This window comes from Paenibacillus cineris (assembly GCF_018333335.1).
Lineage (GTDB): Bacteria > Bacillota > Bacilli > Paenibacillales > Paenibacillaceae > Paenibacillus_AQ > Paenibacillus_AQ favisporus.
In genome coordinates this window covers 215,711-233,194 of the sequence record NZ_BORU01000003.1, presented here as the reverse complement: position 1 = coordinate 233,194, position 17,484 = coordinate 215,711, and the positions used below count along the sequence as shown (strand labels likewise).

Sequence of the window (17,484 nt, the reverse complement as noted above, 5' to 3'; positions counted from 1 at the left end):
TGATATTCCCGAAGAGGAGGATGCCTGTACATGAAGGCTATAGTGCGTAATCCACTGCTGCTTGCGTTATGCATGCTGTTGCTCGTCCCCATGGGGCAGGTCACGGACGCGGCTTCCAGCCGGAACAATTTTTATAATGTCGTCATGCAGGATGGAGCGGACCCCTGGGTTTACAAACATACGGACGGTTATTACTATTTCACGAAAACGACGGGCGGCAACGTAACGATCTGGAAATCGGCCGAGCTGACGACGATCGACGCGGCCCCGACCCGAGTCGTCGAAACCGGCTGCTGCAATATTTGGGCTCCCGAGCTTCATTATATTGACGGGGCCTGGTACATCTATTACGCCAAGGATGACGGCGACAACGCGAATCACCGCATGTACGTGATGGAAAATACGTCGGCGGACCCGACGCAGGGAACCTGGCAGGACAAGGGGCAGATCACCGACCCTACGAATAAATGGGCTATCGACGGTACCGTGCTGCAGACTGGTGGACAGCTCTACTTTATTTGGTCTGGCTGGGAGGGGGATGTCAACGTAAGTCAGAACTTGTACATCGCCCATATGAGCAATCCTTGGACGATCGACTCGAGCCGCGTTGAAATTTCCAGGCCGACCTATCCGTGGGAGACCAACCACTCGCCTTATGTCAACGAGGGCCCGCAGGTTGTTGTGCGGGACGGCGTCATCAGCCTGGTGTACTCGGCGAGTGGAAGCTGGACGAACGATTACTGTCTTGGGCTCATCACAGCCAGCGTTTCCGGCGATTTGCTGAATCCGGCCTCTTGGACGAAACGCAGTCAGCCGATCTTCGCGTCCGGAAACGGGCTTTACGGTCCGGGACATCATTCGTTTACCCAATCGCCCGACGGAATCGAGGACTGGATTGTGTACCATACGGCCAAATTCGACGGTGCCGGTTGGAACCGGGAGATCCGCATGCAAAAATTTACGTGGAATGCCGACCATACGCCCAATCTGGGCGTACCGGCCGATCCCAATGTCCCGATTCCGCTGCCTTCCGGTGAAACGCCGCATATCCGCGTTGAAGGGGAACAAGGGACGTTCGGCGGAGCCGCGTACGCTTCGCAAAGTCCGAACGGGTCTGGCGGCATGAAGGCCGGACATATCGATACGCCGGACAGCTACGTGGAATATGCCGTGAAGGTGCCGAAAGCCGGCGAATATATATTGCTGGCGCGAACCGCGAACGGAACGGCCGGAGGGGACTGGTCCCATCTTCAGCTGGCCGTCAATTCGGGCATGCCGAGCCCCTTTTACATCACGAATAAAGGCTGGGAGAACTGGGGATTGTCCACGGCGCGTATTCAGCTCCATGCAGGCACCAACACGATCCGCTTCACCAAGGGCGCAGGCTACGGGGAGATCGACTTTTTTGACATCAAGCGTGCCAAACTTGGCCGGCTCATTCCTGAGCCGGCCTTTGGTTTTTGGGGCAGCGGCGCGCGGTCTGTCTTCTAGGAATGTACGTCGATGCACGTTTTTCTTGCTTTCGACCGTCGAATCCGGTTTATCTTATGTTTATTTGTCCGGCAGAAATATGCCGCTTTCCGGAACTTTACATGCCTTTCCTGGCCTATAATGGTTTTTGCGTGATCGCGATCAACAAAACCACTATACATACCGGAGGTGCCAGAACAATGTATGCTGCCAGAAGAATCGGTTTTAAATGCACATCGCTCATTCTTCTCTTTATGCTGACATGGACTTCGCTGTGGGCTTACCCAACGTCAGCTGCGTCAACGATGAACTATTCAAACCCGATCAATACGGCGGGAGCAGATCCGTACGTGATGCTGCATTCGGATGGGTACTATTACTTTACACGCACGTTAGGCAACAGGCTGGATATTTGGAAATCCAGATCACTGACTGCGATCGATCTGGGAGAACGAAAGACGGTATGGACGCCCCCTTCCGGCTTGAAGGATATTTGGGCGCCTGAGATCCACAACATCGACGGCAAATGGTATATCTACTATACGGCGAATACCGGCTGCGGCGATGACTGCCGGGGCGTATACGTCCTGGAGAACGATTCTCCGGATCCTTTACAGGGCAGCTGGACGGACAAAGGCAAGCTGAATACACAGTATGCGGGACTAGACGGCACCGTATTCGACCATAATGGCCGACTGTACTTTTTGTATGCGGCATATGGGGATTGGTCGGGCAGCCACGGCAGCGCGATCGCCATCGCACCGATGTCGAATCCGTGGACGCTGGACGGAGACAGCAGTATCCTGACCAAGCCCGAATACGACTGGGAAATGAAAGGCATGCCTGTTAATGAAGGCGCTGTCATCTTGAAAAACCAGGGGAAAATATACCTTGTCTTTTCTGCAAGCGCTTGCTGGGAGGATGACTACTCGCTTGGTATCCTGAGCGCGGATGCTGCAAGCGACTTGCTGAATCCCGCGTCATGGACGAAGAGTGATCAGCCGGTTTTCGCCAAGTCTGCGGCCAATGGCGTCTACGCTCCGGGACATAACTCCTTTGTCCCATCCAAGGACGGGACGCAGGATTTGATCGTGTACCACGGCAACAGCGGACCCGGCCAAGGCTGCGGTGCCCGGCCGACCAGGGTGCAGCCTTTTACCTGGAATAACGACGGTTCCCCGAATTTCGGAGTTCCAACCAACGGTCCGCTTGCGGTTCCGTCCGGCGATTATCGGATTGAGGCGGAGCATGGAACACCAGCCAAGGCATTAATCAAGGAGGAGGAAGGCGCGTCCGGCGGCAAAGTTGTGCGGCTCAATAACACGAACAGTTCCTTATCGATCAAGGATGTCATTGTGCCCGAAGAAGGGAGCTATACCTTAAACATTAGGTATTCGAATACCGCAGGTCCCGATGCCACGGAACAGGTGTCGGTGAACGGTAGCCCAGCCGTGACGGTGGCATTGCCTCACACGGGAAGCAAGCAGTATGCAACGGCTTCGATCCAGGTCGAGTTGAAGAAAGGCTACGACAACGTCATCGAATTTGCGAAAAGCAAACATGCCATTGACATCGACTACATTGAACTTGCTGGCAGCAATACATTCTCGATTAAGCCTGAGGCCGAGTACAAACTGATTAACCCGAATGGCGGCAAAGCTCTCAGTGTGGCTGACCCAAATGCAGCGGGAGAGACGTGGACCCAAATGAAGGATGATTCCGACGGAGGGGCGGCGCAGCGCTGGAAGGTTACCCTAAATGAGGACGGAACCTATTCATTCGTGAATCCGGAGTCCGGCAAAGCCTTGACCGTGATCGATCCTGCGGCCGCTTGGGGGAGAGCGGGCTTAGCCGAGTATCAAGGCTTGGATACGCAAAAGTGGAAACTCGTGGATACCGGCAACGGGTACTGCAAATGGTTTAACGTACAGACGGGAAAAGCGCTTGACGTTAACGGAGCAAGCATTAACAGCGGTACGGATGTAGGAACGTGGCAGGACATTCCCGGCGGAACCGCACAGTTTTGGCTGCTGTATCGTTTGGATTGAAGATATAGGAGGTTCCAATATAAGACGGCTTCTGTTACAGGAAGCCGTCTTTTTTGTTGCTGACGCCTCTTATGTTCCAGCCTCTTTTTTCAGGCGCTCCAAGATTTCAAATAGCGGGATGCGGCTGTTTCCGTTACTATGAATATGGATGACTTCAAGTGAAGTGAGGCTCAGGAGAATTTGGTTAAGAAAATCATCATATTCATTACATATTTAGCCCTCATGCTGGGGGTAAGATGGTTCTGGTGGGATACGTTTGGTACGGATGAGCAGCCCAAGGTTGTGCAGGGCACTCTTGATCTGCGCGGGCATCCTATGGAAGACAAGCATTCCCTCTTGTTGAACGGGGATTGGGAGTTTTATCCGGATCGGTTGATCTCGGACAGCCGCCAGGCGGACGAAACTGATCAGGAAAGGCGTATGATCTATGTTCCCGGGGATTGGAGCCCGGCTTGGCAGGACAAAGGCGGTTCGTCGTTCGGGTACGGGACCTACAGGCTCCGGATTCTTGTCGATGAGCAGCCGGACGAGCGTTATAAATTATGGATTAAAGAAATTAAAGCTTCATCTACTGTGATCGTCAACGGGAACATCGTCGGTGAAGCCGGCAAACCGGCGGCGAGTGCTAAAGCGTATATTCCGGTCATCCAGTCTTTCGCCAAGGACGCTGCTCCGAACGAGCAGAACGTGATTGATATTTTCGTGCAATCGGCGAATTATCATGATCCCACCAGCGGGGGCATCATCGAGTCCATGCGGTTCGGAACGCAGGCTGCGATTGATTTTGAGTGGTGGTATTCGATTGTTTTTCAGGTGGTTGTGTTTACGATCCTGCTTCTTCATGCGCTGTACGCCGGTATTATGTTCCTGATCAACCCGCGGGAGAAGCTGCTGCTTGCCTTTGTGTTCCTGCTCATTTTCGCGGGATTGACGGTGGTTTCGGACCACGAGTATGTGCTGATGAGCTGGTTTCCCCTGAATTATACCTGGATGCTGAAAATACGGCTGTTGTCTTATTTGGGTGTTCCGTTCTGCATGCTGCTGATGGGCAGGGGTTTTACCGGGCAAGTCCGGCGCGGGCCGGTATTCCTTACGTATTTGAGCGTCTCTGCGCTGTACTGGATCTTTATACTTGCAGCCCCCGCCAATCTGGTTCATATCACAAGGACCCATCATGTCTTCGGTTGGTTATACCTGATTCCGAGCATCTGGTTCTTTGCGCTCATCGGCAAGATGGTGTATCAAAAGCGGAAAGATGCCTTTATCATTCTGCTGGCGGCAACAAGCGTCATTTCCAATATCGTATGGGGATTTGTCAATTTCGACTGGAATTTCACCCCGATTTATTACCCGGTCGATATTTTGGCTGGGGTCGTCGGCTTCTCGGTGTACTGGTTTAAGCGGTATTTCCGGAATGCGGCGGAAAATGCCCGGCTGAATGCCGAGCTTCGCCGGGCGGACGAACGGAAGGATCAATTTTTGGCGAACACTTCGCATGAATTGCGGACACCTCTGCACGGGATCATCAACATTGCACAATCGGTCCTTTCCCGCGAGGGACGCTCATTGTCGGAAGCAAGCCAGCAAAATATGGAGCTGCTCGTCACCATCAGCCGCCGGATGTCACAGCTGCTGAATGACCTCCTTGACGCCGTCATGCTGAAGGATCAGCGGATCGTGCTGCGCCGGGAAGCCCTGCAGGTTGAATCGGTCGTGTCCGGCGTGGTCAGCATGCTGGCTCATATGACGGATGGCAAACCCGTTCAAGTGGTCCTGTCGATACCGGACCAGCTTCCTCCGGTTGATGCGGATGAACAAAGGCTGACCCAAATTGTGTTCAACCTGCTGCACAACGCGATCAAATTTACGGATGAAGGCGTCATCGAAATTTCGGCCGAGGTCAAGGAAGAGGCGGTTGTCATTCATGTGGCCGATTCGGGTCGAGGGCTGGAGCAGAGCGCATTGGAACGGATTTTTCTTCCCTATGAGCAGGCTGAGGATGAAGACGATCATGGGGGGATCGGGCTTGGTCTCAGCATCTGTAAGCAGCTGGTCGAGCTGCACGGAGGGAGGTTGACCGCCGAATCGGCCCCTGGACAAGGAGCGGTATTCAGCTTCACCCTTCCTAAGGCTGTAGGTTGGCTGCAGGCGGATCTAGAGAATGAGAATTCCGCAGGAGGCCGTACCGAGCCGGAGCTGGATCTGGAGGATGCACCATTGGATCCCCTGCACATCACAGAAGCGGCAGTCTCGATGGAGACGTTTTATGCTGGCCATGGCGGTGGATCGCTGGACGAATCGATATCTGGTGGAATCAAAATTTTAGTCGTCGAGGACGATCCGGTAAACCTGAGGGTGCTTGCAGGCATTTTTGCGGAGGAGCCGTATGAGATTCAAACCGCTTTATCGGCGAAGGAAGCGCTGCTGCAGCTCTCGTCCTCGACCTGGGACCTGCTCATATCAGACGTCATGATGCCGCATACGTCGGGTTATGAGCTGACGCGAATCGTCCGTGAACGGTACAACAGCTTCGAGCTGCCGATTCTGCTGCTGACCGCAAGAAGCCGGCCGGAGGATATTTATGCCGGATTTATGGCCGGCGCCAATGATTATGTGGCGAAACCGGTGGATGCGCTTGAGCTGAAATACCGGGTACGTTCCTTGGCGACGCTTAAAAAATCGGCAAAAGAGCGTCTCCGGCTTGAAGCGGCATATCTGCAGGCACAGATTCAGCCTCATTTTCTGTTTAATACGATCAATTCGATTATGGCTTTAAGCGATATCGACCTGGATCAAATGCGGGAGCTGGCTGACGCCTTTACTTCCTATCTGCGGATCAGCATCGATTTTATTAACTCGGAGGAAGCGGTGCCGCTCTCCCATGAACTCGAGCTTGTCCGGGCATATTTATACATCGAGAAGGCGCGTTTCGGGCCGCGGCTGGCGGTCATTTGGGATATCGATCCGCAATTATCGCTGTTTATACCGCCGCTCACGGTGCAGCCGCTGGTCGAGAATGCAGTTAAGCATGGGCTGCTGAGCCGGATTCAAGGCGGAACCGTGCAGATTATCATCCGCCGGGAAGAGGATGGCACGCGATTTGAAGTCAGGGATAACGGAAAGGGCATGACTCCAGAGGAAGTACAGAATCTGCTTCAACCGCATTCCGCGAGCGAACCGTCATCCGGCGGCATTGGATTGAAGAATACGAACCGGAGGCTTCTGCAGCGGTATGGCCGAGGGCTTCAGATCGAGAGCCAGTTGGGGCAGGGAACGGTGATGTCCTTCGTGATTCCGAGCCAGGGCTCCGGGGACCCTCGGGAATTCGAGCCCCCTCAAAGCATAGAGTAAAGCACAAAGCAGCCTGTTCAGCAGGCTGCTTTGTGGTTTTGTTCATCGTATTCAGCGGTTCATTCCCTGGCGTATTTGGTTTGTCTTGCCAAAAAGCTTTGTTCCAGTGGTACGAGGATCGTTCCGGAACCCGCAGCCTTCAGGCTCAAGCACTGTGCGATTCGTTTCAGCGTGACAGCCAATCTCGCGGGTTGAACGGGCTTCAATAAATAATCGAGGGCATTCACCTGAAATGCATGAACTGCAAACTGTTGAAAGGCAGTCACAAAAACGATGTGCATCTGCGGATGAATCGCGAGCAGCTGCTCAGCCAGTTCCATGCCGGACATCTCCGGCAATTCGATATCCAGAAAGGCCACATCGGGTATCTCGATCCGGCATGCCGCCAGCGCATCGTGCGGATTCATATAGGATCCGATCACATTCCACGGAACATGAACAGCAGTCTGTGTCTGAAGCAGTTTTTCCATTTTTAATAATGCCAGATGCTCATCATCGACGATAATTACCTTCAAGCGGCTTTCTCTCCCCTAACAGACCCTTGTTTTCTCGGATGCGGTATACTTATGTATTCTGAAACTATTCTAACGCTCCATTTTTACCCGGTTGCTCATACGTTTCTTCTTGTACGACCGAACACGTATGCCAATCATCCATGGCCATGTACCCGCGGCGGACCAGCGCAAAAATCGTATTTGTCGTACAGCACCATTCGACATCAGGCAGTCTTGTTGAGCCACTTCTTGCCTTCGGCAGTACGCCCTCATAAGTCCAAAAGCCTCCGTCATTCCAACGAACGAGCTTACCTCCATGCTTCCAGGCTTGTTTTAAAGCTTCTTGCTGTATTTTCGATAACATTCCTTCACCACCAAGCAAATCCATGAATTGATAACAATACTTATGCCTCCGTTTAAAGCGATACCTCCATTAGACCACACGGCTCTGAATACGTTCTGAATAATCTCCAGGCAACAGGATTGAGCATAACATGACGTTTCCAGGGACAATCTAAGCAGAAAAGGTGTACTTTCCTAGAAAGGAGCACTCCTGCGATGGCTGAAGAACAGCAGAAACAACCGTCGGGGAAAACGATCGCGGCCATTGCCTCGGTTCCCTTTATCATGACGTTCGGCAATTCCATGCTGATTCCAATCCTGCCCCAAATGGAGTCGAAGCTTCATATTTCATCGTTTCAAACAAGCCTGACGATCACCGTGTTCTCTTTGGTTGCAGCCTTTTTTATTCCCATCCTCGGGTATTTGTCCGACCGTTTCTCCCGGAAAATTGTCATCGTGCCGGCGCTGATCCTGTACGGAATCGGTGGTCTGCTGGCCGGATTCGCGGCTGCTCTGTTCCCCAAACCGTTCCTTTGGATTATGGTGGGCCGGACGCTTCAAGGCATAGGTGCGGCAGGGACAGCCCCGATCGCCATGGCGCTCACGGGCGATTTGTTCAAGGGATCCGCGGAGAGCAGGGTGCTTGGATTGGTCGAGGCATCCAACGGCTTTGGTAAAGTCATCTCGCCGATTCTCGGATCGCTGGTGGCCTTGATCGTATGGTACAGCGTATTTTTCACTTTTCCGGCGGTCGTGATTATTTCGATCGCGCTCACCTGGCTCCTGATCAAGGAGAAGAAAAAAGAGAAGGAGCCGATGCCTTTTAAGAAATACGTCAATGGTCTTGGCAGCGTGTTTAAGCATGAGGGCCGATGGCTGATCCCTGCGTATCTGGCCGGCGCCACCTGTTTGTTTGCGCTGTTTGGCATCCTTTTTTACCTGTCCGACATGCTGGAAAAGGAACACAATATCGTGGGAGCCGTCAAAGGGCTGGTTCTGGCCATTCCTTTGCTTGTCATGTGCACCACGTCCTATGTGACCGGCAGCCAAATCGGGGAAAATAAAAAGCTGATGAAACGGCTCATCGTGATCGGATTCGTACTGATGACGATTGCCTACGTTCTGCTGGCCTTTATCGGGCATTTGACCTTGTTCATCTCCATTCTGGCCGTCAGCAGTTTGGGAACGGGCCTGATCCTGCCCTGCGTCAACAGCTTTATTACAAGAGCGGTCGGGAAGGAAAGACGGGGCATTGTGACCTCCCTGTACGGGTCGGTACGGTTCTTCGGGGTGGCTGTCGGTCCTCCGCTGTTCGGGTGGATGACGGGATGGTCGCGGCCGGGCATGTTTCTGTCCATTGCCGGACTGACGTTTGTGATCGGGCTTCTGGCCCTTTTCCTGATCCGGGTCGATTCCGGGGAAGGCAAGCCATCCGGCGGCAAACGCGCCAAAGCTTACCGCAACAAGCCGGCGGGCCTCATTCGGCCGTTCGGCGGACGCCAAAAAGCCGGATCTTGATCCGGCTTGTTCTGTTGGATGGATCCTATGGTTTGCGCGCAGATGGGCAGAAGCAAGCTGCTATTTTTTACTGCGCCAGGCGAAATCGGCCGTCCATCTCCGCTGCGGCTTGCGGCCGAGGATGTAGTTGATGACGCGTGTGGAGATCATTTGGCATCCGATGGCAAATAGGATAATTCTCCAATTGACGACATAGGCCGCCAGAATAAAGATAACCCCGTTCATCCAGAAAAGGGATGTGCCGGGTTTTATTTTTTTATACTTATATATCACTAAAGCGGTATAGCCGATGCCTCCGTTGGATACCCGCTGCCTCATCAGCATGGCGACGCCTGTACCAAGAATAAGGGAACCGATCAAGAGATCGAGCCACACATTCAGCAGCGGCGGCCGGACATATACCTCAAAAAAATTGACCGATACGGACGTGGCCGTGATCACGTAAATGGTGCCAATAGCACTGAATATGCCCAAATGATGGGCGGTAAAAATGAGAAAGGCGAAATTGGCAACCCAGAAGCCGAGGCTCATGGGCAGGCCGAACCCGTGGTTCAGCAGCACGGCAATACCGGCACCTCCCCCGGAAGGAATGCTGTGCGGGAATAAAAAAACCGCCATCGCAAAGCCTTGAAGCACCGCTCCCGCTGTAATGAGTGAGACTTTCCTGCCGAGGCGGCGGTAAAACAGGTGCCGGTGGTGCCGGTAACGGCCGGGAATTAACTGTATTTTCAACCCGATCATCCTTTGGAGAATAGTTTGGTGGTCATAAGCTGGTCAAGCTTTACTAAAATGTATGCTTGTCTGCGGACAAGGATGCCAATTCATGCCGGGCGGGCAAGGGATGCAGAACTGTGGTATGTTTACTTTTAAAAGAAAGGGGAGGAAAGCATGGAGCAGGACAAACATCAGGGGGGGGAACTTGCCACGTTTGCGGGCGGGTGCTTCTGGTGCATGGTGCAGCCCTTTGACGAGCTGCCGGGGATCCATTCGATCGTGTCCGGTTATACCGGGGGCCATACGGAGCATCCGACTTATGAAGAAGTTGGGACCGAAACGACGGGGCACTATGAAGCGGTTCAGATCGCTTTTGACCCCATTGTGTTTCCGTATGAGCGTCTGCTGGACATCTATTGGCAGCTGATCGATCCGACGGATGCGGGCGGGCAGTTTATGGACCGGGGGAACTCTTACCGGACGGCCATTTTTGTACATAGCGGGGAGCAGCGGGCCAAAGCGGAGGCTTCCAAACAGGAGCTTGCGGCAAGCGGGCGGTTTAAGGGGAACATCGTCACCGAAATTTTGCCCGCGGGGCCGTTCTATCCGGCGGAGGATGAGCACCAGGACTACTATAAAACGCACCGCTACGACTACAACCTCTACCATGAAGGGTCGGGGCGGGGAACGTTTGCCGAAAAGTATTGGCGCAGAAAGCAGGATGATGCCGCGCTGCGCAAAAGGCTGACCCGCCTTCAGTACGAGGTGACGCAGCACGGTGCGGATGAGCCGCCGTACGAGAATGCATACTGGAACAACGAACGCGAAGGGATTTACGTGGATGTGGTGAACGGAGATCCGCTGTTCTGCTCGCGGGATCAGTTCGATGCGGGGACCGGCTTTCCGGCGTTCACGCGGCCGATCCACGAAGGCTTCCTTCGCCGAAAGGCCGACCTGCGCAGCGGCAAAGCACGCACCGCTCTGTACGGCCGCTTGTCCGGTTCGTACCTGGGCCACCTGTTTCACGACGGCCCGCCGCCAGCCGGACAGCATTACCAGGTCAACTCGGCGGCGCTGCGCTTTGTGCCGCGGGAGGAGCTGGAGCGTGAGGGGTACGGGAAGTATACGGAGCTGTTTGAGGGGCAGTGAGGTGAGAGAGTAGGGGGAGCAACCGTAGGCCATCCCTGAAGGATGGCCTACGGTATAGTTCGTTAAAGTGCAAACTTCAAGGACGGCCTAAAAAGGGCATGGTTCGTTAAAGTGTAAAGCCTGTGGCTGGGTCAAGCCCGATGAAGTTCATGACGGAATTTTCTAAAGAAGATGCGTATGTCCTCAGCGAGCAGATCCGGAACCTCCATGGCGGCGAAATGCCCGCCGTGTTCAAACTCGGTCCAATGGACGAGGGGATGTTGGCGCTGCGCAAGAGAATATACCGGTAATGCCAAGTCGTAAGGCAGCACGGACACGCCCAATGGTACGGGACACCGAAGGGGCCCCTTCGATTTCGAACTTTCGTAATACAATCGGGCTGATGATCCGGCGGTTGCCGTAAGCCAATAGAGCATCACATTCGTTAGCAGCCGGTCGGCGTCCACCCTGCAGGCGGGGTCGGTCCATTCGTAAAACTTCTCGGCGATCCATGCCAGCTGTCCGACCGGCGAGTCCGTGAGCGCATAGGACAAAGTTTGGGGCCTGGTGGATTGGAGCCTCGCATACCCTGCCGGTGCGGACCGGTAACTCTGCGCGCGTTCGAGCCTTTCTCGGTCTTCTTTAGACAGTTCACTCGGGTCGAAGTCCTCCGCTGGAACGGTATGCAAATAATTCACATGGACGCCGCACACATGCTCACTGTCATATTCGGCCAGCAACCGGGAAATGCCTGCGCCCCAATCGCCGCCTTGGGTGCCATAGCAGCCGTACCCGAGGCGACTCATCAGCTCCGCCCAAGCCCGGGCAACCCGGCGCATATTCCATCCCTTATCCAGGGTAGGGCCCGAGAACCCGAAGCCCGGGATCGAGGGAATGACCAGATGGAAAGCGTCAGCCGGATCGCCGCCGTGAGACCGCGGATCAGAGAGAGGTCCGATGAGATCGAGAAACTCGACGATCGAGCCCGGCCAACCGTGGGTAAGGATCAGCGGCAGCGCATCTTTCTCCGGGGAACGGATATGCAGGAAATGAACGTTGGCCCCGTCGATGGTTGTAGTAAACTGTGGCAGCCCGTTTAACCGCTTTTCGTGCTTGCGCCAATCGTATGAATTGAGCCAGTACTCCGCCAGTTCCTTGAGGTAGCCGAGCGGCACGCCATAATCCCAACCGGCATCCGGCAGCTCGTCAGGCCAACGGATACGGGCGAGACGGTCCCGCAGGTCGTCGAGCGCACTTTGCGCAATTTCGATGCGAAACGGCTGTATTTTGGTGCTGTCCATCCTATTCATAAAAATATGCTCCTTCCCTTTATATGGTTGATAAATCAACGTTGTATGAGGAATATAGCATCTCCATTGTTGAGTTGTCAACAAAATTAGAGCGGGCTGGATCACAAAAATTCTGGCACGGACATTCGTAATTTCGAAGTGGTTACCTCTAGCAATCCCGCACAAAACAGCTGCATGATTGCAACGATTTCTACCTCATTCTCTCGCCAAAACCACAAGGGGCAGCCCCTCACGGATGATTCCGTGAAAGACAGCCCCTCGTTTACCACTATCCACAACCTACGCGCAAATCATTTTCCCGTGCCCTGCCACTGCGCGATCACCGCGTTTATATCCGCGGTCAGCACAGCTTTGGCGTCATCCTTGATATTCCCGCTCTGGCCCTTGTTGTCCAGATGCTTCAGGAAGTCCTGCAGGTGCTTCACGGCCTGGTCCGGCTTGCCGCCGTCCCATTGGTGCTGCGCCTGCTTCAGCGCATTGGTCAGCTGCGGCACAAGCCCGCCGCCCAGGTCGCCGGCGGCGCTGTAGCGGTCGATCAGCTGCTGGATGGAGGCCGGGCCGGTCGTCACATGCAGCTGCAGCGTCGTCCGGGCCGGCTCGCCCGAGCCGCCGTACACGTCGACGGTGACCGTCTGGTCGCCCAGCTTGCCGGCCAGGGCCACGTCGACGCCAGCCTGCTGCGCGTCGACCTTATATTCCTTGCCGGCCAGCGTCAGCACGGCCGATCCGCCTGCGGCAAGGCCGCCGCCGGCCTGGAAGGACAGTACCGCGCTGTCGTCCAGCGTATCGCCGTCCTTCACGGCATTACCGTTCACCGTCAGGGCGAAGGCTGGCTCAACCTTGCTGTCCACCGTGACGCCTTTGGACACGTTGCCCGATTTGTCCACGGCCTGGAGCAGGATGCTGTAGTCCTTGCCGTCCTCGATGCCAGGGATGACGGCCTTTTGAATGCCGCGCTTCACTTCGAGAACGTCACCCACTTGCTGGCCGCCGCTCGTCACAGTGACCCGTATTTTGTCCGCGTCCAAATCGTACGGACCGTCCCAGGTCAGGGTCAGCTGGCCGTCACCGCGGCTGACGAGCACGTTCTCCACATCGCCCGGCGGTACATGGTCTTCCACCGGTTCCGTCGGCGGGTTCGGTGCCGTAAAGACGGACGGGTCGCCAAAGGTGAACTTGTCGAGATTGTACAGATAGTCCGAGCCTTTAAAGAGCAGGAACACGATATGTTTGCCGGTCACCGGTGTCGTCACATCGGTCGAGAACACTTTGAAGTTCTGCCAGCCGCCCGTTCCGGTGACCTTGTTGCTGGCGATGACCGGACCGTTCAGGCTGTCGATGCGCACCTCGACCGTGCCTCCGCTCGTATCGCTGGCCGCGTTGACGTGGAACTTCGTCGGGCTTGTGCTGCCGAAGTCAACGTAGTTGTACATGGCGTACCCGTTGTTCGGGCCGAAAATACCGGCCAGATAGGTCTGGCCGCCGCCGCTTTCCGTGCCGAAACCGACGCCGTTCGTCCGGTTTTCAGCTTCCAGCTTGGCGTAAGCATCTCTCGCCGTGCCTTTCATCGTCGTAAAGGTGAACCAATCCAGGTTGCATGGGAAGTCACTGCCGTCTTTTCCGTGGAAAATGAGGTACACATCATGCACACCAACCGTGAGTTTATCATCAAGGTTCGCCATGATGTCCACCCATTGATCCCAGCCGCCGAGGGCCGGAATCTCCACGACGCCTGCGGTAGGGCCGTTCAGGGAATCCAGCTTCACCTCGATCGATCCGCCCTGATTGCCGCTGGCGACATGGGCCGTCATGCCGGCGGCACCGGAGCCAAAGTCGATGCCCTTATAAGAGGCATAGGCGTTGTTGTGGATCGCGTCGAGGAAACCGCCCTGCGCTTTGCTCAGGCCCTCGCTGCTGTCATAGTTCACGCCTTTCAGCTTAGCGTAAGCGTCGGTGCGGGTCGGGTCGCCGGTAGTGAATTTAAACCAGTTCAGGTTGAACAGGTATTGGTCTTTCGTTTTGGTGAAAACGAGATAGACGTCATGCGTGCCGGTAATGGTAACCGGATTGCCCTGGTCATCCTTCAGCACGGTGACGGCATCGATGTAGTTGTTCCACCCGCCGGTGCCTTCGACGTTCAGCGTTCCGACTTTCGGCCCGTCAAGCGAATCCAGGTGGACTTCGATGTTGCCGCCGCCGGTTCCGCTGGCCGCTCTCGCGATCAATCCTTTGGCGCCGGATGTGCCGAAGTTCACGTTTTTATAGGCCGCAAAGTCACCCGCCTCGATGCCGCCCAGCTGCAGCGTTCCTTCCAGCGCACCCTCCAGGATGAAGCCTTGACCGATGTTGTAACGCTCGGCTTCGATTTTGCTGTACGGGTCCTTCTCCGGATAATGAATCTCGGCATCCTGAGGCTTCAGCGCATTCAGCGCTTCTACAGCTGCGGCGGACGACCAGGACTCGTACGTCCCGGAGAGCAGCTGTCCCGCCCAGTTGCCGTCGACGATATTGTCGGCGTTCCGGTGCGTCCAGGCGAGCTCGGCATTGAAGGAGACCCAGGCGTCAAACTGCGCGCCGAAGTCCTTGTATTTGCTTTCGGTCCGCTCGTCCAGCGCCTTCTGCAGGAAGGACAGGTTGCGGAGCAGGATCGTTTTGCCGCCCTTCAGGTCACCGTTCGGTCCTTCGAAGTTCAGCACGCCGCCGTTATCGACCAAATGGTCTTTGGTAAAAGCCGCCGCCTTGACCGCTTCGTCCAGATAGGAGGTGTCCCCGGTAATGCGGTACAAGCCTACCGCCGCCCCGATGTATGTACCCTGATTGTAGTGCGTGGCGTCCGGGATCGGCCCTTTTTCCGTTTCGATCCGGTCGAACACTTTGCCGTTGCCGTCGGTCAGCATCGTTTTGCCCCATTTGAAAATTTGCTTCGCGGCGTCCAGATAATGCTGATCCTTGGTGACGTTGTACAGATAGACCGCCGCCTCAGCCGCCGGGAAGTTGATGCAGGCATTTTTGGTGTTATGCTCGCTGTTCAGCCACCAGATGCCGCCGCTGGCGAAGTCTTCGTCCCACTGCGTATTGAATACCCAGTCAAAATGGTACTTTGCCGCGTCCAAATACTTCTGGTCACCCGTAATTTGGTACGCCCGCGCACTGCCCATCGCCCACCACATGATGTCGTCGTTGAAGGGGTTGTTCGTCCAGTTGCTGCCGTATTTGGCTACCGTGCCGGTATACACGTCGTCGATCTGCTTGCGCAGCTGCGCCTTCAGCTCGGGATCCGACGTATGGAGATACGAGTCCATCACCAATTCCCACAGCTCGGCTTCCACCCAGAACCCCTGGTGATCCTTGTGATCGGTGCTGCTCCAGAACATATTGGCCGCCGGATCCCAGAACTTGGCGTTAAACGCTTCGATGGCCGTGTCGCCGTCCTCGGCGCTGAACGCATAGGTTGTGCCCGGCCCCCAGACGGTGACGGAGCCGAGGGTGAGGGCGGCCGCCAGCGGCACGCTCAACAGCCGGTTTATGCGGCGTTTGCTCTTAGTCATTAAAGTCTCCTCCTTTATGGTGGTTGTGGAACGCTGCAACGATGGATTATATGAACGGTCCCCGCCTGCATCCGGGCATCCGGCGTTTGGATAAATAAAAGGCAGGAGTTTTGCAGGAGTATACACGCCTGAAGGGCAGAGGGGACCGTTAATCCCGCGACTTGTTACTTGGCTTCCGAAATGACCTTGTTGATCTTATCCGCCATCGTGTTCAGCTCGCTGATCGGCGCTTTGCCCATCAGGACGTTCTTCCAGGAAGCTTCGATGAACGGATTCGCTTTGCCTGCCCAGGACGAGAGGAAGCGGACCGGCTGCGTATCAGGCGATTTCAAAATGTGGTCGATACCTTCCCCGACATCGGCATGGCCAGCCGTCTTCAGCGCTTCAAAGTAAGCGGAAGAGGATGCCTGGTACGCTGCCGGAGCGACCGGCGTTTGCGGAAGCACTTCTTCGTACATTTTGGAGTCCAGGAATTTCAGCACTTTCCAGACGGCTTCCGGATTTTTGACCGTTGTCGGGCTGCACCAGCCCACCGCGTCGTAAATCTCGGATTGGGTGTTCACGACCGGCATCGGCACGAAGCCCCACTGCAGATCTTTCGGCGCCGTACGGATCAAATCGTCCGCAACCCACTGGCCTTGAAGCGTCATCGGCACCTTGCCCTGCTTAAAGGAGCTCATGACGTTGGTCAAATCGAAGGTCGGCGGATTCATGTAACCGTTTGCAATAGCGGTTTTGTATTTCTCCACGCCTTCCACGAACTTGTCGCTGATCTCGACTTTGGTCGGATTGAGGATGGAGTCGGCGAACGGAGCGGCGCCCGAGGAGACCGAATAGAGCGACAGATAGAACGGATCAAGCGGAGCGTAATAGCCGAACTGCTGCACACCGCCCTGCTTGCTGGACAGCTTCTCCATAGCTGTGAACAGATCGTTATAAGTCCAGCCGATTTTCGGCTCGGTCAGACCGGCGTCCTGGAACGCTTTTTTATTATAGAAAATGCCATACGTATTCAGCAGGCCGGGCAGACCGACAAGCTTGCCGTCATAATGCCAGCTGTCCACGACGCCTTTGTAGAAGCCGTCCATGAATTCCTTATCCTGCTCCGCCTGAGACGTCCAGTCATACAGCAGTCCCTTGGATGCGTTGTCCAGCAGCATGTCGTTGCCTGTCATAAAAATGTCCGGGGCCTTCTTGGCGGTCAGCATCCCGTTGACCTTGACGCCGTAATTGTCCAGTGGGGTAGGGATGAGTTTCACCGTAATGTCGGGGTTTTCCTGCTCAAACTGCTTCATGGCCGCCATGATTTTATCGTTCATTTCTTTCGATTCCCAAGTGATCATCGTCACTTCGACCTTCTTGCCGGACGATTTCGAACCGGACGTACCACCCGAATCGGACGTGCCCGCCGAACCGGCGGAATCGGATGACCCGCCACCGCCGCACGCGGCGAGCAGGCTGGAGAACAGGAGTAACGTGAGCATGCCGCTAAACCACTTTTTTGCACCCTTTGTCATAGAAAGACCTCCCTGATATCTCATTTCCAATACATTTGTCACCT

11 protein-coding genes and 1 pseudogene are annotated in these 17,484 nt (G+C 55.2%); 5 read left to right on the top strand and 7 right to left on the bottom strand.

Annotation, left to right across the window (positions count from 1 at the left end; genetic code table 11):
* The first annotated feature begins 30 nt into the window (after positions 1 to 30).
* The 3 genes from KI379_RS25190 (at position 31) to KI379_RS25180 (ending at position 6,869) form a co-directional block, all read left to right on the top strand.
* The gene (locus KI379_RS25190; protein WP_212985280.1) at positions 31 to 1,491 is read left to right on the top strand and encodes a family 43 glycosylhydrolase; all 1,461 of its coding nucleotides are present in this window, start codon (positions 31 to 33) and stop codon (positions 1,489 to 1,491) included.
* Between the two features lie 179 nt (positions 1,492 to 1,670).
* The gene (locus KI379_RS25185; protein WP_212985279.1) at positions 1,671 to 3,518 is read left to right on the top strand and encodes a family 43 glycosylhydrolase; all 1,848 of its coding nucleotides are present in this window, start codon (positions 1,671 to 1,673) and stop codon (positions 3,516 to 3,518) included.
* Positions 3,519 to 3,698: 180 nt separating this feature from the next.
* Entirely contained in the window at positions 3,699 to 6,869 is a 3,171-nt protein-coding gene (locus KI379_RS25180; protein ID WP_306433703.1) for an ATP-binding protein, read from the top strand.
* A gap of 59 nt (positions 6,870 to 6,928) precedes the next feature.
* On the opposite strand, the gene KI379_RS25175 is transcribed toward KI379_RS25180, so the two are convergent.
* Both KI379_RS25175 and KI379_RS25170 read right to left on the bottom strand, forming a co-directional pair.
* Positions 6,929 to 7,384, bottom strand: a complete 456-nt coding sequence (locus tag KI379_RS25175) for a LytR/AlgR family response regulator transcription factor (RefSeq protein WP_076173816.1) — start codon at positions 7,382 to 7,384, stop codon at positions 6,929 to 6,931.
* 64 nt (positions 7,385 to 7,448) lie between these two features.
* The gene (locus KI379_RS25170; protein WP_212985278.1) at positions 7,449 to 7,727 is read right to left on the bottom strand and encodes a hypothetical protein; all 279 of its coding nucleotides are present in this window, start codon (positions 7,725 to 7,727) and stop codon (positions 7,449 to 7,451) included.
* Positions 7,728 to 7,921: 194 nt separating this feature from the next.
* On the opposite strand from KI379_RS25170, the gene KI379_RS25165 reads away from it, so the two are divergent.
* Positions 7,922 to 9,223 (top strand): MFS transporter, encoded by a 1,302-nt coding sequence (locus tag KI379_RS25165; protein ID WP_145028761.1) that lies wholly within the window; start codon positions 7,922 to 7,924, stop codon positions 9,221 to 9,223.
* Positions 9,224 to 9,283: 60 nt separating this feature from the next.
* Here KI379_RS25165 and KI379_RS25160 read toward each other — a convergent pair whose 3' ends face one another.
* Positions 9,284 to 9,955 carry a YitT family protein gene (locus KI379_RS25160; protein ID WP_244879431.1) on the bottom strand — a complete coding sequence of 224 codons (672 nt, stop codon included), beginning with the start codon at positions 9,953 to 9,955 and terminating at the stop codon, positions 9,284 to 9,286.
* A gap of 156 nt (positions 9,956 to 10,111) precedes the next feature.
* Here KI379_RS25160 and msrA point away from each other — a divergent pair, with 156 nt between their 5' ends.
* Positions 10,112 to 11,086, top strand: a complete 975-nt coding sequence (gene msrA / locus KI379_RS25155; protein ID WP_212985276.1) for a peptide-methionine (S)-S-oxide reductase MsrA — start codon at positions 10,112 to 10,114, stop codon at positions 11,084 to 11,086.
* 131 nt (positions 11,087 to 11,217) lie between these two features.
* Here the strand turns inward: msrA and KI379_RS25150 are convergent, their stop codons facing one another.
* From KI379_RS25150 to KI379_RS25140, 4 genes and pseudogenes are all read right to left on the bottom strand, one after another.
* Positions 11,218 to 12,375, bottom strand: coding sequence for an epoxide hydrolase family protein (locus KI379_RS25150; protein WP_212985275.1), 1,158 nt, complete (start codon positions 12,373 to 12,375; stop codon positions 11,218 to 11,220).
* A 290-nt stretch (positions 12,376 to 12,665) separates the two neighbouring features.
* Entirely contained in the window at positions 12,666 to 12,944 is a 279-nt protein-coding gene (locus KI379_RS34370) for an FIMAH domain-containing protein (protein WP_373309617.1), read from the bottom strand.
* Positions 12,945 to 13,550: 606 nt separating this feature from the next.
* Positions 13,551 to 15,923 (bottom strand): annotated as a pseudogene (locus KI379_RS25145) (carbohydrate-binding protein); the annotation flags it as partial.
* A gap of 164 nt (positions 15,924 to 16,087) precedes the next feature.
* Complete coding sequence (locus KI379_RS25140) at positions 16,088 to 17,440, bottom strand: ABC transporter substrate-binding protein (protein ID WP_163881096.1); 1,353 nt, start codon at positions 17,438 to 17,440, stop codon at positions 16,088 to 16,090.
* Between the last annotated feature and the right edge of the window lie 44 nt (positions 17,441 to 17,484).

Excerpts from the sequence above, each read along its gene's own strand:
- KI379_RS25165 (WP_145028761.1), top strand. The coding sequence starts at position 7,922 with ATGGCTGAAGAACAGCAGAAACAACCGTCGGGGAAAACGATCGCGGCC.
- KI379_RS25190 (WP_212985280.1), top strand. The coding sequence starts at position 31 with ATGAAGGCTATAGTGCGTAATCCACTGCTGCTTGCGTTATGCATGCTG.
- KI379_RS25140 (WP_163881096.1), bottom strand. The coding sequence starts at position 17,440 with ATGACAAAGGGTGCAAAAAAGTGGTTTAGCGGCATGCTCACGTTACTC.
- KI379_RS25150 (WP_212985275.1), bottom strand. The coding sequence starts at position 12,375 with ATGAATAGGATGGACAGCACCAAAATACAGCCGTTTCGCATCGAAATT.
- KI379_RS25185 (WP_212985279.1), top strand. The coding sequence starts at position 1,671 with ATGTATGCTGCCAGAAGAATCGGTTTTAAATGCACATCGCTCATTCTT.
- KI379_RS25170 (WP_212985278.1), bottom strand. The coding sequence starts at position 7,727 with ATGTTATCGAAAATACAGCAAGAAGCTTTAAAACAAGCCTGGAAGCAT.
- msrA (WP_212985276.1), top strand. The coding sequence starts at position 10,112 with ATGGAGCAGGACAAACATCAGGGGGGGGAACTTGCCACGTTTGCGGGC.